Annotated in this window: 22 protein-coding genes; 11 read left to right on the top strand and 11 right to left on the bottom strand. The window is 67.5% G+C overall.

Annotated elements, in window-relative coordinates; genetic code table 11:
- Positions 1-186 precede the first annotated feature (186 nt).
- The 4 genes from ACZ6KY_RS13405 to ACZ6KY_RS13390 all read left to right on the top strand — a co-directional run bounded on the left by ACZ6KY_RS13405 (position 187) and on the right by ACZ6KY_RS13390 (position 3,950).
- Positions 187-870, top strand: a complete 684-nt coding sequence (locus ACZ6KY_RS13405) for a PadR family transcriptional regulator (protein ID WP_401329113.1) — start codon at positions 187-189, stop codon at positions 868-870.
- A 43-nt stretch (positions 871-913) separates the two neighbouring features.
- The gene (locus tag ACZ6KY_RS13400) at positions 914-1,996 is read left to right on the top strand and encodes an inositol-3-phosphate synthase (protein WP_469310436.1); all 1,083 of its coding nucleotides are present in this window, start codon (positions 914-916) and stop codon (positions 1,994-1,996) included.
- Between the two features lie 78 nt (positions 1,997-2,074).
- Positions 2,075-3,337, top strand: coding sequence for an MFS transporter (locus ACZ6KY_RS13395; protein WP_469310435.1), 1,263 nt, complete (start codon positions 2,075-2,077; stop codon positions 3,335-3,337).
- A 112-nt stretch (positions 3,338-3,449) separates the two neighbouring features.
- Positions 3,450-3,950, top strand: a complete 501-nt coding sequence (locus ACZ6KY_RS13390; RefSeq protein WP_469310434.1) for an LppU/SCO3897 family protein — start codon at positions 3,450-3,452, stop codon at positions 3,948-3,950.
- A gap of 98 nt (positions 3,951-4,048) precedes the next feature.
- On the opposite strand, the gene ACZ6KY_RS13385 is transcribed toward ACZ6KY_RS13390, so the two are convergent.
- Positions 4,049-5,515, bottom strand: coding sequence for a CCA tRNA nucleotidyltransferase (locus tag ACZ6KY_RS13385; RefSeq protein ID WP_469310433.1), 1,467 nt, complete (start codon positions 5,513-5,515; stop codon positions 4,049-4,051).
- Positions 5,516-5,737: 222 nt separating this feature from the next.
- On the opposite strand from ACZ6KY_RS13385, the gene ACZ6KY_RS13380 reads away from it, so the two are divergent.
- From ACZ6KY_RS13380 to sigM, 4 genes are all read left to right on the top strand, one after another.
- Positions 5,738-8,158: a DUF6049 family protein gene (locus ACZ6KY_RS13380; RefSeq protein WP_469310432.1), complete on the top strand. Its 2,421-nt coding sequence runs from the start codon at positions 5,738-5,740 to the stop codon at positions 8,156-8,158.
- Between the two features lie 46 nt (positions 8,159-8,204).
- Positions 8,205-10,439 (top strand): murein biosynthesis integral membrane protein MurJ, encoded by a 2,235-nt coding sequence (gene murJ / locus ACZ6KY_RS13375; protein WP_469310431.1) that lies wholly within the window; start codon positions 8,205-8,207, stop codon positions 10,437-10,439.
- 118 nt (positions 10,440-10,557) lie between these two features.
- Positions 10,558-12,273 (top strand): protein kinase family protein, encoded by a 1,716-nt coding sequence (locus tag ACZ6KY_RS13370; RefSeq protein ID WP_469310430.1) that lies wholly within the window; start codon positions 10,558-10,560, stop codon positions 12,271-12,273.
- Positions 12,274-12,301: 28 nt separating this feature from the next.
- The gene (sigM, locus tag ACZ6KY_RS13365) at positions 12,302-13,033 is read left to right on the top strand and encodes an RNA polymerase sigma factor SigM (RefSeq protein ID WP_469310429.1); all 732 of its coding nucleotides are present in this window, start codon (positions 12,302-12,304) and stop codon (positions 13,031-13,033) included.
- Positions 13,034-13,107: 74 nt separating this feature from the next.
- Here sigM and ACZ6KY_RS13360 read toward each other — a convergent pair whose 3' ends face one another.
- Complete coding sequence (locus ACZ6KY_RS13360) at positions 13,108-13,329, bottom strand: hypothetical protein (RefSeq protein WP_469310428.1); 222 nt, start codon at positions 13,327-13,329, stop codon at positions 13,108-13,110.
- Positions 13,330-13,494: 165 nt separating this feature from the next.
- On the opposite strand from ACZ6KY_RS13360, the gene ACZ6KY_RS13355 reads away from it, so the two are divergent.
- The 3 genes from ACZ6KY_RS13355 (at position 13,495) to trxA (ending at position 15,530) form a co-directional block, all read left to right on the top strand.
- Positions 13,495-13,938 carry a hypothetical protein gene (locus ACZ6KY_RS13355; RefSeq protein ID WP_469310427.1) on the top strand — a complete coding sequence of 148 codons (444 nt, stop codon included), beginning with the start codon at positions 13,495-13,497 and terminating at the stop codon, positions 13,936-13,938.
- A 249-nt stretch (positions 13,939-14,187) separates the two neighbouring features.
- Positions 14,188-15,153 carry a thioredoxin-disulfide reductase gene (gene trxB, locus ACZ6KY_RS13350; RefSeq protein WP_469310426.1) on the top strand — a complete coding sequence of 322 codons (966 nt, stop codon included), beginning with the start codon at positions 14,188-14,190 and terminating at the stop codon, positions 15,151-15,153.
- Positions 15,154-15,197: 44 nt separating this feature from the next.
- On the top strand, positions 15,198-15,530 hold the full coding sequence (trxA, locus tag ACZ6KY_RS13345; protein WP_469310425.1) for a thioredoxin: 333 nt from the start codon (positions 15,198-15,200) through the stop codon (positions 15,528-15,530).
- A gap of 133 nt (positions 15,531-15,663) precedes the next feature.
- On the opposite strand, the gene ACZ6KY_RS13340 is transcribed toward trxA, so the two are convergent.
- From ACZ6KY_RS13340 to rpmH, 9 genes are all read right to left on the bottom strand, one after another.
- Positions 15,664-16,281, bottom strand: a complete 618-nt coding sequence (locus ACZ6KY_RS13340; protein WP_469310424.1) for a GNAT family N-acetyltransferase — start codon at positions 16,279-16,281, stop codon at positions 15,664-15,666.
- A gap of 328 nt (positions 16,282-16,609) precedes the next feature.
- Positions 16,610-17,701, bottom strand: coding sequence for a ParB/RepB/Spo0J family partition protein (locus ACZ6KY_RS13335; protein WP_469310423.1), 1,092 nt, complete (start codon positions 17,699-17,701; stop codon positions 16,610-16,612).
- Positions 17,698-18,771, bottom strand: coding sequence for a ParA family protein (locus ACZ6KY_RS13330; RefSeq protein WP_469310629.1), 1,074 nt, complete (start codon positions 18,769-18,771; stop codon positions 17,698-17,700). Before ACZ6KY_RS13330 ends, ACZ6KY_RS13335 begins: the two co-directional genes overlap by 4 nt.
- Before the next feature lie 362 nt (positions 18,772-19,133).
- Complete coding sequence (gene rsmG / locus ACZ6KY_RS13325; RefSeq protein WP_469310422.1) at positions 19,134-19,850, bottom strand: 16S rRNA (guanine(527)-N(7))-methyltransferase RsmG; 717 nt, start codon at positions 19,848-19,850, stop codon at positions 19,134-19,136.
- A 118-nt stretch (positions 19,851-19,968) separates the two neighbouring features.
- On the bottom strand, positions 19,969-20,478 hold the full coding sequence (locus tag ACZ6KY_RS13320) for a Jag family protein (protein ID WP_467755067.1): 510 nt from the start codon (positions 20,476-20,478) through the stop codon (positions 19,969-19,971).
- Between the two features lie 15 nt (positions 20,479-20,493).
- The gene (gene yidC, locus ACZ6KY_RS13315; protein ID WP_469310421.1) at positions 20,494-21,792 is read right to left on the bottom strand and encodes a membrane protein insertase YidC; all 1,299 of its coding nucleotides are present in this window, start codon (positions 21,790-21,792) and stop codon (positions 20,494-20,496) included.
- Positions 21,793-21,795: 3 nt separating this feature from the next.
- A complete protein-coding gene (gene yidD / locus ACZ6KY_RS13310) occupies positions 21,796-22,149 on the bottom strand; it encodes a membrane protein insertion efficiency factor YidD (RefSeq protein ID WP_469310420.1) in 354 nt (117 codons plus the stop codon).
- Positions 22,146-22,517: a ribonuclease P protein component gene (gene rnpA, locus ACZ6KY_RS13305; protein WP_328554536.1), complete on the bottom strand. Its 372-nt coding sequence runs from the start codon at positions 22,515-22,517 to the stop codon at positions 22,146-22,148. The genes yidD and rnpA overlap by 4 nt, the downstream gene beginning before the upstream one ends.
- A 21-nt stretch (positions 22,518-22,538) precedes the next feature.
- Complete coding sequence (rpmH, locus tag ACZ6KY_RS13300; RefSeq protein ID WP_006381191.1) at positions 22,539-22,676, bottom strand: 50S ribosomal protein L34; 138 nt, start codon at positions 22,674-22,676, stop codon at positions 22,539-22,541.
- Between the last annotated feature and the right edge of the window lie 280 nt (positions 22,677-22,956).

Genomic DNA, 22,956 nt, shown 5'->3' with positions numbered 1-22,956 from the left:
CACCTAGCGCCGAAGTTCACCCCAAATCAGGCAACTTGCTTCGTATGAATCGGTGATGTGACGCCGTTCACTCCGTTCCCGCTTGTCGCATCCTCATCGCCGTTCTATCGTGCTGATGTATCGAGTCGATACATCAGCACGGCATAAAGACCGTGCCGACGAGGCAGCGACAGGGAGGAGGCGACGATGAGCCGGCGTTCCGGGATCCTCGAGTTCGCCGTACTCGGCCTGCTCCGCGAGTCCCCGATGCACGGCTATGAGCTGCGCAAACGACTCAATACGTCATTGGGTGTGTTCCGTGCCTTCAGCTACGGAACGCTCTACCCATGCCTCAAGACGCTGGTCGCCAACGGCTGGTTGATCGAGGAATCAGGATCCACACCCGAAGACGCCCTGACGGCAACACTCGCGGGACGTCGCGCCAAGATCGTCTACCGATTGACGGCGGAAGGTAAGGATCACTTCGAGGAACTTCTCGCGCAGACGGGTCCCGACGCGTACGAGGACGAGCACTTCGCCGCTCGCTTCGCGTTCTTCGGACAGACGTCACGCGACGTACGCATGCGCGTACTGGAGGGCCGCCGCAGCCGTCTGGAGGAGCGTCTCGAGAAGATGCGCGCCTCGCTGGCGCGCACCCGGGAGCGCCTCGACGACTACACGCTTGAGCTCCAGCGCCACGGAATGGAGTCCGTGGAGCGCGAAGTGCGCTGGCTGAACGAGCTCATCGAGAGCGAGCGGGCCGGACGGGACGTCAAACGTCTCGCCACCGAAGGCTCCGCTCAACAGGACAACACATCTGGAGAGACGGGCGGCCTGCCCCGGAACCGGGACAGCACCCGGCCGGATCCGTCCGACGACACCGCCACGTGAAGCCCATTCGGGGTTTCACCGATATACACAGGGAGCAACCGGAATGGGTTCGGTTCGCGTAGCCATCGTCGGCGTGGGCAACTGCGCCGCCTCGCTGGTTCAGGGCGTCGAGTACTACAAGGACGCCGATCCGGCGGCCAAGGTACCCGGCCTGATGCACGTCCAGTTCGGCGACTACCACGTCCGTGACATCGAGTTCGTCGCCGCGTTCGACGTCGACGCGAAGAAGGTCGGCCTCGACCTCTCCGACGCCATCGGTGCCAGCGAGAACAACACCATCAAGATCTGCGACGTCCCGAACAAGGGCGTCACGGTCCAGCGCGGTCACACCCTGGACGGTCTCGGTAAGTACTACCGCATGACCATCGAGGAGTCCGCCGAGGCCCCGGTCGACGTGGTCCAGGTCCTGAAGGACAAGCAGGTCGACGTCCTCATCTGCTACCTGCCCGTCGGTTCCGAGGCCGCGGCGAAGTTCTACGCCCAGTGCGCCATCGACGCCAAGGTCGCCTTCGTCAACGCCCTCCCGGTCTTCATCGCCGGCACCAAGGAGTGGGCGGACAAGTTCACCGAGGCCGGCGTCCCGATCGTCGGCGACGACATCAAGTCGCAGGTCGGCGCGACCATCACGCACCGTGTGATGGCGAAGCTGTTCGAGGACCGCGGTGTCCGTCTTGAGCGCACCATGCAGCTCAACGTCGGCGGCAACATGGACTTCAAGAACATGCTGGAGCGCGACCGCCTCGAGTCCAAGAAGATCTCGAAGACGCAGGCCGTCACCTCGCAGATCCCCGACCGCGACATGGGCGAGAAGAACGTCCACATCGGTCCCTCGGACTACGTGGCCTGGCTCGACGACCGCAAGTGGGCGTACGTCCGCCTCGAGGGCCGTGCCTTCGGCGACGTCCCGCTGAACCTGGAGTACAAGCTCGAGGTCTGGGACTCCCCGAACTCGGCCGGCGTCATCATCGACGCCCTGCGCGCCGCGAAGATCGCCAAGGACCGCGGTATCGGCGGCCCGATCCTCTCCGCGTCGAGCTACTTCATGAAGTCCCCGCCGGTCCAGTACTTCGACGACGAGGCCTTCGCCAACGTCGAGAAGTTCATCAAGGGCGAGGTCGAGCGCTAAAGCACGGTTTCGTGCTCGCTGTTGAGGGTCCCCGGGCTTATCGCCCGGGGACCCTCCTCGTATGTGAGGCTGTGCCCCATGGCCGTCGTGCGTGACCTGCGCGTTCTCCTGCGCTTCCAGGGATTCAGACGCCTGCTCGGTGTACGACTGCTGTCCCAGGGCGCCGACGGCGTCTATCAGGTCGCGCTGGCCACCTATGTGGTCTTCTCGCCGGAGAAGCAGGCCTCGGCGGCCTCGATCGCCTCCGCGATGGCGGTGCTGCTCCTCCCGTACTCCCTCATCGGCCCCTTCGCGGGGGTCCTGCTGGACCGCTGGCGGCGGCGGCAGGTTTTTCTGTACGGCAATCTGCTGCGCACGGCGTTGGCGTGTGTGACGGCCGTTCTGATGCTGAGCCAGGTACCCGACTGGCTCTTCTACGCCTCCGCGCTCTGTGTCACCGGGGTCAACCGCTTCGTCCTGGCCGGGTTGTCGGCCGCGCTGCCGCGGGTAGTCGACACGGACCGTCTGGTGCTGGCCAACTCGCTCTCACCGACCGCCGGAACGCTCGCGGCGACCATGGGCGGAGCTCTCGCGTTCGCCGTACGGCTGGGCGTCGCGGACTCCGACGCGGCGGTGGTCCTCGTAGGAGCGGCGCTGTATCTGTGCGCGGCCCTCGCCTCGCTGCGCATCGCCCCGGAACTCCTCGGGCCCGACCAGGCCATGGCCCACCCCCACCTGGCCACAGCCCTCGCCGGCACCGCGCGAGGTCTTGCCGCGGGCGTACGTCATCTCGCGGAACGCCCACGCCGCGAGGCGGCCTGGGCTCTCATGGCGATGACGCTGATGCGCTTCTGCTACGGCGCCCTGACGGTCATGGTGCTGATGCTCTGCCGCTACGCGTGGGCATCCGGCTCGGACGACGGGCTGGCGCTCCTGGGACTGGCTGTAGGCGTTTCCGGGGCCGGCTTCTTCGTCGCGGCCGTGGTGACGCCCTGGGCGGCCGGACAGCTGGGCCCGGTCCGCTGGATCGCCGTCTGTGCCGGCGCCGCCGCGGTCCTGGTACCCGCGCTCTGCCTCTCGTTCGCCCCCACACCCACACTGGTCGCCGCATTCATTCTGGGCGTGACCACGCAGGGCGCGAAGATCGCCACGGACACGATCGTGCAGTCCTCCGTCGATGACGGCTTCCGAGGCCGGATCTTCTCCGTCTACGACGTCCTGTTCAACGTCTCTTTCGTCGGAGCCGCCGCAGTAGCCGCTCTGATGCTGCCTTCTGACGGACGGTCGGTTTCCCTCGTCGTCACCGTGGCGGTGGTCTATGCATCAATTGCGGTCGCTATGGGCCGCTTTGAGCTTCAGTAAGTGTCACATCAGTGCCACAGAGCCACTTCTGGCTACTGCGTTGTCACAGGCCCCGGATAACTTACGTGCGTCTTACTTCACGTCACGCGTCTACGTTCCAGGGGGACCCCCAGTGACAACTCCGCCGCCCCAGGGCCAGAACCCGTTCGCTCAGGGCCAGCCGTCCTACGGCCCGCCGCCCCAGGGGCAGGCTCCGTACGGCCAGCAGCCCCCGCAGGCATATCCGCAGCAGCCGAACCAGCCCGGGTTCCCGCAGCAGCCGACCGCCGGGTACGCCCCGGTCCCGCCGCAGCGCCCGAAGCGCGGGTTCAAGCAGTACCTGCGTATCGGCATCGTGGTCTGTGCCGTCATAGCCGCCGGCGTGGGCTACCTGGCGAGCCGGCACGACCCGGACACCGCCAAGGTCGGCGACTGCATGAGCATCAGTAATCCGGACAACTCCACAGACCCGGGTCTGAAGGTCGTGGACTGCGGCAACTCCAAGGCGAAGTTCAAGGTTGCGCAGAAGAAGAGCGACAACTCCGGCTGCGACCGCACCAAGTACGCCGAGTACACCGAGACGGGCGGCAGCAGCGACTTCACCCTCTGCCTGTCGGAGATCGCCGCCAAGTAGGGCCTGACCTCAGCGGGAAGGGGAGGTGTTTCACGTGAAACACCGCCCTCCCGCACCCGGGTCATGTTTCACGTGAAACATGACCCGTCGGCCACCCCTCAACTCTGCTCGGCCCACCACTCCTTGAGCGCCGTCACCGCGGCGTCACGTTCCATCGGGCCGTTCTCCAGTCGGAGCTCCAGCAGGAACTTGTACGCCTGACCGATCGCGGGGCCAGGGTCAATGCCCAGGATCTCCATGATCTCGTTGCCGTCGAGGTCGGGACGGATCGCGTCGAGCTCTTCCTGGTCCTTGAGCTGGGCGATGCGGTCCTCCAGCCCGTCGTAGGCCCGGGAGAGCGCGGCCGCCCTGCGCTTGTTACGTGTGGTGCAGTCGGAGCGGGTCAGCTTGTGGAGCCGGTCGAGGAGCGGGCCCGCGTCACGGACGTAACGGCGGACCGCGGAGTCCGTCCACTCTCCGGTGCCGTAGCCATGGAAGCGCAGATGCAGTTCGACCAGACGTGAGACATCTTTCACGAGGTCGTTCGAGTATTTGAGCGCCGTCATCCGCTTCTTGGTCATCTTGGCGCCCACCATCTCGTGGTGGTGGAACGAGACCCGCCCGTCCTGCTCGAAGCGGCGCGTTCGCGGCTTGCCGATGTCGTGGAGCAGGGCTGCGAGCCTGAGAACCAGATCGGGCCCGTCCTGCTCCAACGCCATCGCCTGTTCCAGAACGATCAGCGTGTGTTCGTAGACGTCCTTGTGCCGGTGGTGCTCGTCGCTCTCCAGCCGCAACGCGGGAAGCTCGGGGAGCACGTGGTCGGCGAGGCCCGTGTCCACGAGCAGCGACAGGCCCTTGCGCGGGTGGGCGGACCGGATCAGCTTGTTCAGTTCGTCTCGTACCCGCTCCGCCGAGACGATCTCGATACGTCCGGCCATGTCCGTCATGGCGGCGACGACCTCGGGTGCCACCTCGAAGTCGAGCTGCGCGGCGAACCGCGCGGCACGCATCATCCGCAGCGGATCGTCGGAGAAGGACGCCTCCGGGGTGCCCGGAGTGCGCAGAACGCGAGTGGACAGGTCGTCCAGACCGCCGTACGGGTCGATGAATTCCTTCTCCGGCAGCGCGACGGCCATCGCGTTCACCGTGAAGTCGCGACGCACGAGGTCTTCCTCGATGGAGTCGCCGTAGGAGACCTCGGGCTTGCGCGAGGTCCGGTCGTACGCCTCGGAGCGGTAGGTCGTGATCTCGATCTGGAACGACTGATCCGCCTCGCCCACGCGGGCGTCCTTCTGGGCCCCGACCGTGCCGAAGGCGATCCCGACCTCCCACACCGCGTCCGCCCAGGGTCGGACGATCTTCAGCACGTCCTCGGGACGGGCGTCCGTCGTGAAGTCCAGGTCGTTGCCGAGCCGACCGAGGAGCGCGTCCCGGACCGAGCCGCCGACCAGGGCGAGCGAGAACCCTGCCTCCTGGAAACGGCGGGCGAGCTCGTCGGCGACAGGAGACACCCGCAGCAGTTCACTCACCGCGCGGCGCTGCACCTGGCTCAGGGCACTGGAATTGTCTTCGTTGGCGTTCGGCACAACAGAAAAGGGTACGTGGCCGAGGCCCCCGGGAGCGCCTGGATAAATCCCACACCCGTGCCCACATCTTTTCGCGGGCAGAATAGGCGCACATACAGGACAGTCGGCATCCTTTCCCGATCTTGCGGACCACTCCGCGGCACTTACTCTCAGCGCACCTCGTTACCATGCGTGGACGCACATTCCGACGACCACTGACGACGACGAGGGACGGGCGAGCGCGTGGCCGAGGCGGCAGACTTCCAAGGGACGAGTCCCTCACCTGCCCGCCGGTGGCTCCGGCGCGGCGGTGCACTGCTGGCCGGGGCGCCGCTGCTGGCCGGGCTGCTCCAGCTGCCCTTCAGCACGCCCTCCCAGGCCGCCGAGAAGGCCTCTGTGGCCGCTGCCACGGGGTCGTCCGGTCCTGTGGACGTCAGCCTCGACTCGCTGAGCCCCAGCACCCCCACCGACGGCGACACGATCACGGTCTCGGGCTCGGTCACCAACACGAGCAAGCAGACGGTCACGGACGGCCATGTGGGTATCCGTGTGGGGCCGTCCCTGAACACCCGCTCCGCCATCGACACCGCCGCGAAGCGCACCAGCTTCCAGCCGGGCCTCGACGCGCTGGAGGTCGGGGGCAAGTACGTCGCGAAGGTCACCAAGCTCGCCGCGGGCAGCTCGCAGCACTTCAGCATCTCGGTGCCCGTCAAGGACCTCGATCTCGGATCCGACGGGGTCTACCAGCTCGGCGTATCGCTCACGGGCCGGACCACCGCACAGCCGTGGGACCAGGTTCTCGGCATCGAGCGGACGTTCCTGCCCTGGCAGCCCTCCGCCGCGGACACGAAGACGAAGACGACGTACCTCTGGCCGCTCATCTCCACCGTCCACCTCACGGCGGAGACCGGCTCGGACGCGCAGCAGACGCCCGTCTTCAAGAACGACGACCTGGCCAGGGAGATCGCCCCCGGCGGACGCCTGGACCAGCTCCTGTCACTCGGCAGCCAGCTCGACGTCACCTGGGTGCTCGACCCGGACCTGCTGGCCTCCGTCGACGCGATGAGGGGCGGCTACCGGATCCAGCAGGAGAACGGCACGACCATCGCCGGGTCGAACCAGGCGGTGGCCAGCGCCTGGCTCGACAAGCTGGAGAAGACGGTCAAGGACCAGAGTGTCGTCGCGCTCCCCTTCGCCGACCCCGATCTCGCGTCGCTGGCCCACCACGGCAAGGACGTCACCGGTTCCCTGAGCCACCTCAAGGACGCCACCGATGTGGCGGCCGGCACAGTGGAGACGATCGTCCACGTGAAGCCGAACACGGAGTTCGCCTGGCCCGCGGACGGCGCGGTGGACCCGTCGATCGTCAAGGTGGCCACGTCGGCCGGCGCGGACAAGGTGATCGCCCGTAGCGACAGCCTGCGCGAGACGGGCAATCTGCCGTACACGCCCAGCGCCGCCCGTCCCATCGGCGGCGGAACCACGGCGGTGGTCGCGGACGAGCGGCTGTCGACCGCGTTCGAGGGCGACATGATGAAGGCGGACGACTCGACTCTCGCCGTCCAGAAGTTCCTCGCGCAGAGCCTGATGATCAACCTGCAGGAGCCGAAGGACGCGCGCAGTATCGTCGTCGCCCCGCAGCGCATGCCCACCGCGAGCCAGGCGCAGTCGATGGCCGAGGCGCTGCGGACGCTTCAGCAGGGGAACTGGTCGGAGTCCCAGGGGCTGACCGAGGCCGCCAAGGCCAAGCCGGACCCCGGCGCCACCACGAAGGTGCCGCCCGCCTCCTCGTACCCCTCGGCCCTGCGCAAGCGGGAGCTGCCGCGCGCTGCCTTCGAGCGGATCCAGGAGACGCAGGCCAAGCTCGACAAGTTCCGGATGATCCTGACCGACGAGTCCCGTGTGGTCACCCCGTTCGGACGGGCCATAGACCGGGGGATGTCGGCTTCCTGGCGCGGTCGGACCACTGAGGCGGCGGACTTCCGGCAGGGGGTGGAGACGTACCTCGACGGGCTCATGGGCCTGGTGCATCTCATCAAGAAGTCGGACGCGAAGCTCTCCGGCCGCAGCGCCACGATCCCCGTGACCGTCCAGAACAATCTCGTGCAGGGCGTCGGCCATCTGGTGCTGCGCCTCACGTCGCAGCAGCCCACCCGTCTCAAGATCGGCAACGGCCCGTACGACGAGCAGCCGATCCAGGTCGCCGGCGAGCACAGTCAGTCGGTCAAGTTCACGACGTCCACCAAGGCCAACGGTCCGGTGCAGGTCGTCGCCCAGCTGTACACGGAGGACGGGCAGCCGTACGGCGACCCGGTTCCCTTCGAGGTGAAGGTCACCGAGATCACCTCTACCGTGATGCTCGTCATCGGCGGCGGAGTCCTGCTTCTCGTGCTCGCCGGTTTCCGGATGTACACGCAGCGTAAGCGCGCGGCCGCCCGGCAGGCCGAGGAGGACGCCGAGAACGGTCCCGAGGCAGGGGGCGAGAGCAAGGACACGGACGGCACCGTGGACACTGACACCACCGCAGACTCCGAGGCCGGTCCCGAACGGGCTTTTGACTCGGAGTCCGGGGCAGACGACCCGGAGCACCCGAGTGACCCAACACCGGACACCGCACCGGAAAGCGCCGACCCGTCCGGCACGGGTGAGAGAGTGGACCGTTGAGCGATGTCGTGGCCGGTGGGCCCGGGGACGATGAGGTGGGGCAACCATGAACGCGCCGTACGACGGTGACCGCGGCCAGGGCGCCGGATCATCGGGCTACCCCGACGACTACCCCGACCAGGACGCGGGCCGCTCCGGCTACCCCGAGGGCACGCCGGAGGCCGGTCAGATGCCGCCGGGATCTCCCGCGGACATGTACCTCCAGGACGCCTACGACCAGGATCCCTACCGGGCGCAGGACCTCTCGGCCCAGGACCCGGTGGCGGAGGCGCTCTACGACCGTGCCGCGCACCCTCCACCGGCGCCCGGAACGTACGCCCCCCAGCCGCCGCTCTACGCCCAGCCCCCCGCGTCGCAGTACGCGCCCGACCCGCGGGTGTGGGCCCAGACGCCCCCTCCGGAGCCGGCCGGGCCGACGCGCCACCTGCCGTACGGGGACGACGCCCGGACCACCCAGTACGTGGGGGTGGACGACCTGGTCACCCAGGCCGGCGAGGAGCAGCCCGAGCCCGACGCCTTCGCCCACCTCTTCCGCGATCAGCAGCAGGGTGGCGTCCGTCACGCCTATGCCTCGCCCGCGGTCCCGGCACCGGCGCCTGAACCGGCTCCGGCCGCCGCTCAGCCGCCCGCGGCCGCTCCGGCGCAGTCCGGCGGTCGCGCCTCCGGCTTGCTGAAGTCCAGCGCCGTCATGGCGGCGGGCACGCTGGTGTCCCGTCTCACCGGCTTCGTACGCACCATGATCATCACGGCCGCTCTGGGAGCGGCCACGCTTGGTGACGCGTGGACCGTCGCGTACACCCTGCCGACGATGATCTACATCCTGACCGTCGGCGGCGGACTCAACTCGGTCTTCGTGCCCCAGTTGGTGCGGTCCATGAAGGAGGACGAGGACGGCGGTGAGGCGTACGCCAACCGGCTACTGACCCTCGTCATGGTCGCCCTCGGTGTGATCGTCACCGCCGCGGTCTTCATCGCGCCGCTGCTGATCCAGCTGATGTCGGACTCCATCGCGAGCGACCCGGCGTCCAACAACGTGGCCGTCTCCTTCGCCCGGTACTGCCTGCCCACGATCTTCTTCATGGGCGTGCACGTGGTCATGGGCCAGATCCTCAACGCCCGCGGGAAGTTCGGCGCGATGATGTGGACCCCGGTCCTGAACAACATCGTCATGATCTTCACGTTCGGCATGTTCCTCTGGGTCTACGGCACCGCCCGGCACTCCGGCATGACGGTGACCAACATCCCGCCGGACGGCGTCCGTCTGCTGGGCATCGGTACCCTGCTCGGCCTGGTCGTCCAGGCCACGGCGATGGTTCCGTACCTGCGCGAGGCAGGGTTCCGGTTCCGTCCGCGCTTCGACTGGAGAGGCCACGGCCTCGGCAAGGCAGTCAAGCTCGCCAAGTGGACCGTGCTCTTCGTTCTCGCCAACCAGGCCGGCGTACTCGTCGTCACCCAGCTGGCCACAGCGGCGGGCAAGGCCTCGGGCAAGGACGGAGCGGGCATCCTGGCCTACGCCAACGCCCAGCTCATCTGGGGCATGCCGCAGGCGATCATCACGGTCTCCGTCATGGCTGCCATGCTTCCGCGGATCTCGCGAGCGGCCCACGACGGCGACCCGGGAGCCGTCCGCGACGACATCTCGCAGGGTCTGCGGACCTCGGCGGTGGCGATCGTCCCGGTCGCCTTCATGTTCGTCGCCCTGGGCATCCCCATGTGCACCCTGCTCTTCGGCTCCAGCGGCATCGAGGCCGCGCAGTCCCAGGGCTACGTCCTCATGGCCTTCGCGCTCGGCCTGATCCCGTTCTCGGTGCAGTACGTGGTCCTGCGTGGTTTCTACGCCTACGAGGACACCCGCACCCCCTTCTACAACACGGTCATCGTGGCCGCCGTCAACGCTGCCGCGTCGGCGCTCTGTTACATGGTGCTGCCCGCGCAGTGGGCGGTCGTCGGCATGGCCGGCGCGTACGGACTGGCATACGCCGTGGGCGTCGGAGTGGCCTGGCAGCGACTGCGCAGGCGGCTGGGAGGCGACCTGGACGGCGCGCGCGTGCTGCGCACGTACGCACGCCTCTGCCTGGCCTCCCTCCCTGGCGCCGTGGTGGGCGGCGCCGTAGGCTTCGCGATCACCCGGGTCCTCGGACACGGTGCGATCGGTTCGATCGCGGCGCTCGTCGCCGGATCGATCGCCCTGCTCGGTGTCTTCTACGTCGCCGCGCGCAAGATGCGCATCGAAGAACTCAACTCAATGGTCGGAATGGTCCGCGGGCGCCTGGGTCGCTGAGGCGGGGGTACGCGCACAACCATCGTCCGTCGCCGTGTGTCGTGCATAGCGCCGGACTGTGGGCACAATTGGTTTCTGCGTCGGACAGCGCGCAATGGATGGGGAGGCAGGGACGACGGTGGCGGAACGGAGCACGGCTGCCGTCGACGTGGCAGACAACAGCGGTGACGAACCGCTGACCGCCAAGGCGGACCAAACCACGTCCGACGGGGTGGCCCACAACCGGGAGCGGGACACGGACAGCGAAGAGGCACAGGGGAGCGGCGGGACCGAGAGTCCCGGAAAGGCCTCACCGCCCGAACTGCACAGCGGTCACAAACTCGCCAGGCGCTACCGCCTCGAAGAGTGCGTCACCCGACTGGACGGTTTCAGCAGTTGGCGCGCGATGGACGAGAAACTCCGTCGTGCCGTCGGGGTGCACCTGCTGCCCGCCGATCATCCGCGGGCCCGCTCGGTACTGGCGGCGGCCCGTTCCTCCGCCCTGCTGGGCGACCCTCGGTTCGTCCAGGTCCTGGACGCGGTCGAGGAGAACGATCTCGTCTACGTGGTGCACGAGTGGCTGCCGGACGCCACGGAGCTCACCGCGCTCCTCGCCTCGAGTCCCCTCGAGGTGCACGAGGCCTACCAGATGGTGAGTCAGGTCTCCCAGGCCATGGCTGCCGCGCACCGCGAGGGCCTCGCCCATCTGAAGCTGACCCCGGGTGCCGTGCTGCGCACGTCGTCCGGCCAGTGGCGCATCCGCGGGCTCGCCGTGAACGCGGCGCTGCGCGGCATCAGTTCGGACACCCCGCAGCGCTCCGACACGGAGGCGATCGGCGCACTCCTGTACGCCGCCCTCACCCAGCGCTGGCCGTACGAGAACGATGCCTACGGCCTGTCAGGGCTGCCCAAGGGCGTCGGTCTCATCGCGCCCGACCAGGTGCGGGCCGGTGTCCACCGGGGCCTGTCGGAACTCGCCATGCGCGCGCTCGCCAACGACGGTGCGACCGCCTCCCGCCACGAGTCCCCGTGCACCACTCCGGAGGAGCTCGTGAAGGCGATCAGCGAGATGCCCCGCATCCGCCCGCCGGAGCCCGCGTTCACCGCACCGCCCGAGTACCAGCGCACGACGTACCAGCAGGGCACGTACGGCCGTCAGTCGCCGCGTCCGGGCGTCACCCAGCCCGTGCCGGCTCCGCCGCCCCCGCTGCAGAGCCGTACCGGCACCGCCCTGAAGTGGGCCGTCTCGGCCCTGCTCATCGCCGCACTGGGGCTCGGTAGCTGGCAGTTGGCGGACGCGCTGATGGACCACGGCAAGTCCGACGACACCAAGAAGACCCAGACGACGGACGGCAACGAGAAGAGCGGCGACAAAACCAAGCCGGTCAAGCCGATCACGATCACGAACGCGCAGGAGTACTTCCCGGACGGCAAGCCCCAGCACCCGTCGGACGTGAAGCTCACCTACGACGGCGACAGCACCACGTACTGGCGGACGTACTCCTACACCGGCGGCCCCAAGCTGGCGCCGTTCAAGCAGGGTGTGGGCATCGTCTACGACCTCGGGTCCACGCAGAACCTGTCGGCGGCCTCCATAGGGCTGAACTACGGCGGCAATAGCACGGCGGTGTCGCTGTACGCGGCCGACTCAATGTCGTCGTCGGCGCCCATCAGCTCCATGAAGGAGATCGCGGACGCCGCGACCTCCGGCACGCAGCTGAAGATCTCCGCGGACAAGGCAGTGCGGACGCGATACGTACTGGTGTGGATCACCTCCGTCCCCTACTCGGGCACGGACCAGTACAGCGGCGCCGGGTTCAAGCAGGCCATCACGGATGTGAAGTTCACCGGCTGACGCTCGTCGACGGAGGGGAGGGGGTCCGATGGCCGATGAAGCCGCTTACGGCGAAGCAAGCGATCAGGACCTCCTGACCCGCCATGTCGAGGGCGATCCTGACGCCTTCGGTGAGATCGTCCGGCGTCATCGCGACCGGCTCTGGGCGGTGGCCCTGCGGACGCTGGGAGACCGCGAGGAGGCCGCTGACGCGGTCCAGGACGCGCTCGTCTCGGCCTATCGGGCCGCCCACACCTTCCGGGGCCAGTCGGCCGTCACGACCTGGCTGCACCGCATCACGGTGAACGCCTGCCTGGACCGAGCCCGTAAGGCGGCTTCCAGAAGGACGTCCCCCATCGATGACACCCAGCGCCTGGAACAGCTCCTCGAACCGCACGAGTCCGCCTCCGCTCCGGCCGAGCGCAATGACCTCCACCGCGAGCTCATCGGCGCGCTGGGCACCCTCCCGGCCGACCAACGCGCCGCCCTCGTCCTGGTGGACATGCAGGGCTACCCCGTGGCCGAGGCCGCCCGCATCCTCGATGTGCCGACCGGCACGGTGAAGAGCCGCTGTGCGCGGGGCAGAGCCAGACTGCTTCCCCTGCTCACCCATCTCCGCACGGAGAACGCGGGTGACGAGGAGACCAAGAAGTCGGGCGGCGGACGGAACCGGACGCAGGGGACATCCGTCCCACCCGCAGCGGGACCGCACGAGCCGGGCCCCCGCGACGCAGGGCCAAGCGATTCAGCTGCGGTGAAGGGCGGAGGTGGGCGAGCGTGACATCCACGACGGACAAGGCGGGGCACCCGGACGTCGCGGAGATCTCCGACCTCACCGAAGGCCTGCTCTCGCCATCACGTACCGACGACGTACGACGGCACCTCGATGGGTGTGTGCTCTGCGCCGACGTGTACGACTCCCTGGAAGAGATCCACGGCCTGCTCGGCACCTTGCCTGGCCCCCCGCGCATGCCCGACGATGTGGCCGGACGTATCGATGCCGCTCTGGCTGCGGAAGCCCTGCTGAGTGCCACAGCTCCCGATGAGGACTCTGACGCGGACGACGACCGCGTTCATGTTTCACGTGAAACATCGACTGCCGGCGGCCCTTCGGGACGTCCTCGTGCGGCCACCGGACCCGGTCGTCCACATCGAGCACGTCGTGGGCGCCGCAGGACGGTCCTCCTCACTACCGCCTTCACGGCCGTCGCCCTGGGGCTGGGCACGATTCTCGTACAGTCATTGGGCGGCGACAGCTCCGGCAAGAGCTCCCAGACGGCAACGCAGCAGGAGCCGGGGGCGCGCAACACCTTCTCCGAGAAGACGCTGAAGACCGAGGTCTCGGACCTTCTCGCGAAGAACAAGAAGTCAGGTGACAGCTCGGCCAGTGCAAAGCCCTGGGGTGTCGAGTCGCACGACACCGGAACCGATTCGGGCGGGGTCAAGACCCTGATCACCCCCACGCCCGCCGTTCCTCAGTGCGTCGAGCAGGGGACCGGGGACCCGGGAGTCCTCCTCGCCGCCAAGGAGGGTTCGTACCAGGGGACCGGCGCCTATCTCCTCGTGGTCTCCGACGCCTCCGACAAGGCGAAGGTCACGGCCTACATCGTCGACTCCTCCTGCGAGAAGCAGGCCTCTCCGGCGCCCGGCAAGCTGCTGCTGACGCGGTCGTACGCGCGGCCCTGAACCCGTCCGCTTCAGGTTGCTGGACCCATCGGCCGACACCGTCCCGAGCTTCCCGCCCGTACGCTCCGCCCCCTCCGAGCCCGGCGCTGTCCCGCCCAGACGCCGCTTGGCATCCCCGTCCGGTACCCGGTCTCCGTGTGCCCTGACACAGCGGGAATTGAAGCCCCTTAGGATCCGTTGGGTGGGGTGAGAGTACTGAGAGATGCTCCCACCGGTACGCAGCAGTCTCCAGAGACGAGGAATCAAGTCGTGAGCGACGTCCGTAACGTGATCATCATCGGGTCTGGGCCCGCCGGCTATACGGCGGCGCTCTACACCGCGCGCGCGTCGCTGAAGCCGCTGGTCTTCGAAGGCGCCGTCACCGCAGGCGGTGCGCTGATGAACACCACCGAGGTGGAGAACTTCCCCGGCTTCCAGGACGGCATCATGGGCCCCGAGCTCATGGACAACATGCGCGCCCAGGCCGAGCGCTTCGGTGCCGAGTTGCTCCCGGACGATGTCGTCGCCGTCGACCTGACAGGCGAGATCAAGACCGTCACGGACACCGCCGGCACGGTGCACCGCGCCAAGGCCGTAATCGTCACGACGGGCTCGCAGCACCGCAAGCTCGGCCTGCCCAACGAGGACACGCTCTCAGGGCGGGGCGTCTCCTGGTGCGCGACCTGTGACGGCTTCTTCTTCAAGGACCACGACATCGCCGTGATCGGCGGTGGCGACACCGCGATGGAGGAAGCCACCTTCCTCTCGCGCTTCGCCAAGTCCGTGACCATCGTCCACCGCCGGGACAGCCTCCGCGCCTCCAAGGCAATGCAGGAACGTGCTTTCGCCGACCCGAAGATCAAGTTCATCTGGGACAGCGAGATCGCCGAGATCAAGGGCGACCCGAAGCTGGCAGGTCTGACGCTGCGGAACCTCAAGACCGGCGAGACCTCGGAGCTCCCGGTGACCGGTCTGTTCATCGCGATCGGTCACGACCCGCGCACCGAGCTCTTCAAGGGCCAGCTCGACCTGGACGGCGAGGGTTACCTGAAGGTCGCCGCGCCTTCGACCCGCACCAACCTGACCGGTGTCTTCGGCGCCGGTGACGTCGTCGACCACACGTACCGCCAGGCGATCACCGCAGCCGGTACCGGCTGCTCCGCCGCCCTCGACGCCGAGCGCTACCTCGCCGCCCTTGCGGACAGCGAGACCGCCGCCGCGGCCGCCACCGTCTGATCCGCCCATCCTCCCCACCGCACCAACAAGTTAAGGAGCCTGCCGTGGCCGGCACCCTCAAGAACGTGACCGACGACTCCTTCGAGCAGGACGTCCTCAAGAGCGACAAGCCCGTCCTGGTGGACTTCTGGGCCGCCTGGTGCGGCCCCTGCCGTCAGATCGCCCCGTCGCTGGAAGCGATCGCCGCCGAGTACGGCGACAAGATCGAGATCGTCAAGCTCAACATCGACGAGAACCCGGACACGGCCGCCAAGTACGGCGTCATGTCGATCCCGACCCTGAACGTCTATCAGGGTGGCGAGGTCGCCAAGACCATCGTCGGTGCGAAGCCGAAGGCAGCCATCGTGCGCGACCTCGAGGACTTCATCACCCAGTAGTCGTTGACTGCCGCACACGCGGCGTGTGTTTCACGTGAAACACGAATGGGCCAGCCCGTTGGGGCTGGCCCATTCGCTTTGTCTGAGGGACACCGACGCCGCTCGCAACCGCACGCAGGCGGTCAGCCGGCCGTCACAGAGGACGGAGCGCAGGCTCCTTCTGCACGGCTCCGAGGAGACGGTCCAGGGCCATTTCCACGTCTTCCTTCCAGGAGAGCGCCGTCCGCAGTTCCAGCCTCAGACGGGGATACCTGGGGTGAGGGCGTACCGTCTTGAAGCCCACAGCGAGCAGGTGGTCTGCAGGGAGCACACAGGCGGGTTCCTTCCACCGGGCATCCCCGAAAGCCTCGATCGCCTTGAATCCCCGACGAAGCAGATCCTTGGCCACCGTCTGGACCATCACCCGTCCCAGGCCCTGTCCTTGATAGCCCGGCATGATGAACGAGGTCATGAGCTGAACCGCGTCCGGCGCCACAGGGCTTGTGGGGAACGCGGTGGAACGGGGTACGTAGGCCGGCGGCGCGTAGAGCACGAAGCCCACCGGCACATCGTCCACGTAGGCAACCCGGCCGCAGGATCCCCAGTCCAGCAGAACCGAGGAGATCCACGCTTCCTTCTCCAGCGCGGGCGTGCCTGCCTTTACCGCGGCTTCGCTGCTGACGGGGTCCAGTTCCCAGAAGACACACGCACGACAACGCTGGGGAAGGTCCGGAAGGTTGTCCAGCGTGAGCGGTACGAACCGACGGCCCATGAAGGATGTTCCTCACTTCCTTCGCCCGCAGCGTCGCGGGCGGCTGTCAGATGGCTCCGCTCTCTGAGCAGGCTGCCGACGAATCCGCCGACCGCTCCGAGGCCCAGGCCTGCGGTCACCAGTCCGGTACGGCTCACGGTTTGCATGGCCCCCGCCTCCCCGATGAAGGTGCTGCCAGGTGGATGCGCCATACCCAACCGCATCGTATCCACGATGCGATTCCATCGATACCGCCAGAAAGCAAAGAGCGGGCCGTGTTCCGGCACACACCGGACACGGCCCGCGCTACTGGTGGACCGATCGGACATCGATCCACCAGGACGCCGACTCAGTCTTCCGCGTCGTCGGAGTCGTCGTCCAGAAGGCTCTTCTGAAGGACCGGTCCCTCACCCGGGGCGAGAGAGCCGAGGATGCGCTCAAGGTCGTCCATCGAAGCGAACTCGACAGTGATCTTGCCCTTCTTCTGACCCAGGTCGACCTTCACCCGCGTCTCGAAGCGGTCCGAGAGACGCGTCGCCAGATCACTCAGAGCGGGAGAGACCCGACCGCCGGCCCGCGGCCCCTTGGAGCGCTGAGCCGTCTGCGGCCGCGACCCCATGAGGGTGACGATCTCTTCCACGGCTCGCACCGAGAGACCCTCGGCGACGATGCGGTGAGCCAGGCGGTCCTGCTCCTCCGAGTCGTCGACGGCGAGGAGCGCCCGCGCATGCCCCGCGGAGAGAACCCCGGCGGCCACCCGACGCTGAACCGACGGCGAGAGCTTCAGCAGGCGCAGGGTGTTGGAAACCTGCGGACGCGACCGTCCGATCCGGTCCGCCAACTGGTCGTGCGTGCAGTTGAAGTCCTTGAGCAGCTGGTCGTAGGCCGCCGCCTCTTCCAGCGGGTTCAGCTGGGCCCTGTGCAGGTTCTCAAGGAGCGCGTCCAGGAGAAGCTTCTCGTCCTCCGTGGCCCGCACGATCGCCGGAATGGCCTCGAGCCCCGCCTCGCGGCAGGCCCGGAAGCGGCGCTCACCCATGATGAGCTCGTAGCGCGTCGGACCCACCTGGCGGACGACGACGGGCTGGAGGAGCCCGACCTCCTTGATGGAGGTGACGAGCTCGGAAAGAGCGTCCTCGTCGAAGACCTCACGCGGCTGCCGAGGGTTCGGCGTGATGAAGTCCAGGGGAAGTTCGGCGAAGTGAGCGCCGACGGGCTCCTGAAACGTCTCCAGGGCCCCGTTCGACGGCTCCTCGGTTTCATGTGAAACAGACGGCAGCGTGGTCACCTTTGCCACCGCCACCCCGCGCTCCGCTGTGAGTACGGGACCGGCGGCCGGCGAGGGGGATGCCCCACTCGCCGAAACACCCGGCCGCTCACCTGTCGGAGCCGCAGGGATCAGTGCGCCAAGGCCCCGCCCCAGACCCCGTCGTCGCTCACTCACTGGATCCCCTCCACCATGTTCTGATCGTTCTGTCCGCCCACATGGGCATGTTGCGCGTCGTACGCCATCCCGACTCCTCGGAGAGCGATTTCGCGCGCGGCCTCAAGATACGAGAGAGCACCGCTCGAACCCGGATCGTAGGTCAGAACCGTCTGCCCATAGCTCGGAGCCTCCGAAATACGGACCGAGCGCGGAATGCTCGTCCGCAGCACCTCCTCGCCGAAGTGGCTGCGCACCTCCTCGGCGACCTGGGACGCGAGGCGCGTCCGGCCGTCGTACATGGTGAGCAGAATCGTCGAGACGTGAAGGTCGGGGTTGAGGTGCCCCCGTACCAGGTCGACGTTGCGCAGGAGCTGTCCCAGACCTTCCAGCGCGTAGTACTCGCACTGGATGGGGATGAGGACTTCCGCGCCGGCGACCAGTGCGTTGACCGTCAGCAGACCGAGAGACGGCGGGCAGTCGATGAGGATGTAGTCCAGCGGCTGCTCGTACGCCAGGATCGCTCGCTCCAGTCGGCTCTCACGGGCGACCAGAGATACCAGCTCGATCTCCGCACCGGCGAGATCGATCGTGGCAGGGGCACAGAAGAGACCCTCGACATCAGGAACCGGCTGAACGACCTCGGAGAGCGGCCTGCTGTCGATCAGCACGTCATAGATCGACGGGACCTCGGCGTGGTGGTCGATACCCAGCGCGGTGGAGGCATTGCCCTGAGGGTCGAGGTCGATCACCAGGACCCTGCCACCGTGCAAGGCCAACGAGGCGGCAAGGTTGACCGTGGTCGTGGTCTTACCCACCCCACCCTTCTGGTTGGCGACCACCATGACTCGGGTCTGCTCGGGCCGTGGCAGGCCCTCACCGGCGCGACCTAGCGCCTCCACAGCCAGTTGGGCAGCACGACCGATGGGAGTGTCGTCCATTGGGGGCGGTGTTTCACGTGAAACATCCTCCCCCATCGACTCGGTACGGGGACCGGGGACCGGATCGGTCATCGGTCCCGCGATGTTGGCGTCGGACCGCAAGGATTCACTCTCCTCGACTTCAGGCTCGCAATGAGCAGAGCCTCCCATGCCATCGGGGTTGTGAACCAGCGAGGCCCGTTGTTCTGTGGAGAAATCCACCTCTGTGGACAACTCCGGACCACCTCCGAGTGATCCAAGAGGCCTTCGGTCGCGAGGTTCGGCCGCAGCGCGGCTGCGACTGATGATGCCGTGCAACAGTGAGCGACGTTTCACGTGAAACACGATGCCCAGCCACTCGGACCATCGCGGCGCGACACTCCGATACATACTGGTTTGGCATCTTTTGCGGAGTGCGCCCGATCGGCAGGACCGATCCAGCGGGAGTGACAAATAACTCCTGGTCCTGAACAGAGAAACTCCCGGCCCCGTCGCGCGGGGACCGGGAGCAGCGATGCTCACATCGTCCAGGATCAGCGTCGGCGACGCGTCCGGCCCGTCCTGGCGGCCTTGGCCCGCTTCGCCGCGAAGCGCACCCCGCCGGGGCTCTCGCCCACTTCCACCCGCACCACGGTGGAGAGCGGGTCCACGATGCCCTCACCGACATGCAGGATGGATGTCTCGACGGCACCGAGCTTGCTCAGCGCCGTGGCGGAGGTCTTCAGCTCCTCCTCGGCGGTGTCGCCCTTGAGGGCCAGCATCTCGCCGTACGGGCGCAGCAGCGGGATACCCCAGGCCGCCAGCCGGTCTAGCGGGGCAACCGCCCTGGCCGTCACCACGTGAACCGGCTGCAGCGTCCCCATGACCTCCTCGGCACGACCGCGCACGACGGTCACATGGTCGAGGCCGAGCAGCTCCACGACTTCGGTGAGGAAGGTGGTCCGGCGCAGCAGGGGCTCAAGCAGCGTGATCTTGAGGTCCTCCCGGACAAGCGCCAGCGGAATGCCGGGCAGTCCGGCACCGGAACCGACATCGCACACGGTCACGCCCTCGGGCACGACCTCGGAGAGCACCGCGCAGTTCAGCAGGTGCCGCTCCCACAGCCGGGGCACTTCACGGGGGCCGATCAGCCCGCGCTGCACTCCCGCCTCGGCCAGCAGTTCCGCGTACCGGACCGCGTCCGCGAAGCGATCACCGAATACCTCGCGCGCCTGCTCGGGCGCGGGGGGAAGCTCCGCTGCCTCCGTCACGGGGGACCGTCCTTCCGTACCGCTCAAGCGCACTCGGCGCTGATCACCAGGACTATCAGGCTGACAAAATTCGGCCCCGCCTGCGCAACAGACGGGGCCGAAAGAACGTACGTACCGATCAGGCGGGGAGCACGACGACGAAGCGCTGCGGCTCCTCGCCCTCGGACTCGCTGCGCAGGCCCGCGGCCTTGACCGCGTCGTGCACCACCTTGCGCTCGAAGGGCGTCATCGGGTCCATCTTCACCGGCTCACCGGAGCTCTTGACCTCGGCGGCGGCCTTGGCACCCAGCTCGGAGAGCTCCTCGCGCTTCTTGGCCCGGAACCCCGCGATGTCCAGCATCAGCCGGCTGCGGTCCCCGGTCTCCCGGTGCACGGCCAGACGCGTGAGCTCCTGGAGCGCCTCCAGCACCTCGCCGTCCCGGCCGACCAGCTTGTTCAGGTCTCGGCCGCCCGAGTCGCTGATGATCGAGACAGCGGCGCGGTCGGCCTCGACGTCCATGTCGATGTCGCCGTCGAGATCGGCGATGTCGAGCAGACCTTCGAGGTAGTCCGCCGCGATCTCGCCCTCCTGCTCCAGGCGGGTCAGGGTGTCGCCCTCAGCGGCGGCGGAGGTGGTGCCTTCCGTCACGGGATGGACTCCTTCTTACTTCTTGGACGGGGACTTGGGCCGCTGCGGGCCCTTGCGCTGTCCGGACTGGGCCTTGCTGCGGGTACCGGCGCCGGGCGTGTTACCGCTTCCAGGGGCCGGCTTTGCGGCGGAGGGCTTGGCATCCTGCGGCTCGTCGGACTTGGTCAGCGAGGTCTTCGGCTCCGACTCGTCCGCCGGGGCGCCGGCGGACGCCACGCCCGACTGGCGCTGCGACTTGGACTGCCGCTTCGGCTGCTGACGCTTGGGAGCGGCAGCCGCGGTGGTCGTCGTGGTGCCGTCCTCGGACTCGATGACCACCGCGTTCTCGCCCGTCACCACAAGGCCGTCGGGCTGGGCCACGAGGCCCGCCTTGGTCAGGCTGTTGATGAACTTGCGCTCGAACTCGTTGCGGTCGCGACCCTTGGCGACGATGGCCTTGACGATGGCCTTCTCGCTGCGGCGACGCGTCTTGCCGTGGCTCGTGACGTGCTTCTGCAGACGCTCCAGGTAAGCGGCCTGAGCCTTCGAACCCGGCGTCGGGTTGTTGCGGATGACGTACATCTGCTGGCCCATGGTCCACACGTTGGTGGTCAGCCAGTAGATGAGGACACCGACGGGGAACCGGATGCCGAAGAAGGCGAACATCACCGGGAAGACGTACATCAGCATCTTCTGCTGCTGCATGAAGGGCGTCTTCACCGTGGTGTCGACGTTCTTCGTCATCAGCTGACGCTGGGTGTAGAACTGCGAGCCCGACATCAGCACGATCATGATCGCGGTGACGACGCGGACGTCCATCAGCGTGGCGCCGAGCTGGTGGACCGTCTCGGCGCTGTCGGTGAACTTCGCCGCGAGCGGGGCGCCGAAGATGTGTGCCTTACGCGCGCTGGCGAGCAGCTGATCGTCGAGGACGCCGATCGTCTTGCCCGTCGCGATGCCGTTGAGCACGTGGTACAGGGCGAAGAAGAACGGCGACTGCGCCAGGATGGGAAGGCACGAGGAGAGCGGGTTGGTACCCGTGTCCTTGTACAGCTTCATCATCTCTTCGGACTGGCGCTGCTTGTCGTTCTTGTAGCGCTCCTGGATCTTCTTCATCTCGGGCTGCAGTGTCTGCATGGCCCGGGTGGCCTTGATCTGCTTCACAAAGAGCGGGATCAGGCAGATACGGATCAGAACCACCAGGGACACGATGGACAAGCCCCAGGCCCAGCCGGTGTCGGGACCGAAGATCTTCCCGTACACGGCATGGAACTGGACGATGACCCAGGAAACAGGTGTCGTGATGAAGCTGAAAAGGCTGGCAATCGTGTCCACTAATCAAGCTCCTTGAGCATGGGACGGGGTCTCGGCGGCCGGGCTCGGGGCAGTGGTCTCCCCGGTGGCCGGTTCGGCGGCGGAGGTCCCGCCCTTGCGTGCACGCCAGGCGTTACGCAGCAATTCGTGCCACCGCGGACGCTTGCGTTGCGGAACATGGTCCACACCGCCCAGCGACCACGGATTGCACCGGAGGATGCGCCAGGCGGTAAGTGCCGTTCCCTTGATCGCACCGTGCCGGTCGATGGCTGTGTAGCCGTATCGGGAGCACGACGGGTAGTACTTGCAGACCGGCCCGAGCAACGGGCTGATCGTCCACTGGTACAGCTTGATGAGAGCAAGCAGTGGGTACTTCATCGCGCGCCCCCTCCCAGCAGCCGCTGCAGGGCGGCATCCAGGTCTCGGGCCAGCTGTTCATGGTCGGCGTCACCCGCACCGGGCAGCGCTCGTACGACTACCAGGCTACCGGGGGGCAACAGGGCGACTCGGTCGCGCATCAGATGGCGAAGTCTGCGCTTCACCTTGTTGCGTACGACCGCTCCGCCCACGGCTTTGCTCACGACGAAACCCGCACGCGTCGAGGGAGCGCTCTCCCCAGGCGCGTGCGGGTCCGTTGCACCGCTACGTAGATGGACGACGAGAAGCGGGCGTCCGGCCCGGCGTCCTCGGCGTACCGCGGTCGCGAAGTCTTCGCGCCGCCTCAGCCGATGCTCGGTAGGCAGCACGAGATCATGACCTGTAAGTAATCAGGCGGACAGGCTGGCGCGACCCTTGCCACGGCGGTTCGCGAGAATCGCGCGGCCGGCACGGGTGCGCATCCGCAGGCGGAAGCCATGGGTCTTGGCGCGACGACGGTTGTTCGGCTGGAAGGTGCGCTTGCTCACTAGGGGGCTCCAGAAAGAATCGGTGGTGGCGGGGTGCCGTCCTGGCTGTCACCGTGCGCCCACGAGGAAACTCGCATTACGCCCGAGTGCACCGCTTCCCGATCACTCTTCGCGATCTGTGCCCATCGGAGGCAGGCGGCAGCAGCCATCGACAACTCGACCTGGTTACGGTACGCGCGGCTACGCCATCCGGTCAAACCAGTCTCTGACAGGAGACACTATCCACAGGCTGGGGACAACAACTTGAACCGCACCGGTCGCCCTGACTACCGTGGCTGAA

The sequence above is a fragment of the Streptomyces sp. NPDC042002 genome, assembly GCF_055588305.1.
The sequence above is the reverse complement of the archived record's forward strand: the minus strand, read 5'-3'. Positions and strand labels throughout refer to the sequence as shown.

Bases quoted from the DNA above. Each gene is read 5' to 3' on its own strand.
- ACZ6KY_RS13330 (WP_469310629.1), bottom strand. From the start codon at position 18,771: ATGGGAGGCTCTGCTCATTGCGAGCCTGAAGTCGAGGAGAGTGAATCC.
- murJ (WP_469310431.1), top strand. From the start codon at position 8,205: ATGAACGCGCCGTACGACGGTGACCGCGGCCAGGGCGCCGGATCATCG.
- ACZ6KY_RS13360 (WP_469310428.1), bottom strand. From the start codon at position 13,329: ATGAACGCGGTCGTCGTCCGCGTCAGAGTCCTCATCGGGAGCTGTGGC.
- sigM (WP_469310429.1), top strand. From the start codon at position 12,302: ATGGCCGATGAAGCCGCTTACGGCGAAGCAAGCGATCAGGACCTCCTG.
- yidD (WP_469310420.1), bottom strand. From the start codon at position 22,149: ATGAAGTACCCACTGCTTGCTCTCATCAAGCTGTACCAGTGGACGATC.
- ACZ6KY_RS13400 (WP_469310436.1), top strand. From the start codon at position 914: ATGGGTTCGGTTCGCGTAGCCATCGTCGGCGTGGGCAACTGCGCCGCC.
- ACZ6KY_RS13395 (WP_469310435.1), top strand. From the start codon at position 2,075: ATGGCCGTCGTGCGTGACCTGCGCGTTCTCCTGCGCTTCCAGGGATTC.
- ACZ6KY_RS13340 (WP_469310424.1), bottom strand. From the start codon at position 16,281: ATGGGCCGTCGGTTCGTACCGCTCACGCTGGACAACCTTCCGGACCTT.
- ACZ6KY_RS13405 (WP_401329113.1), top strand. From the start codon at position 187: ATGAGCCGGCGTTCCGGGATCCTCGAGTTCGCCGTACTCGGCCTGCTC.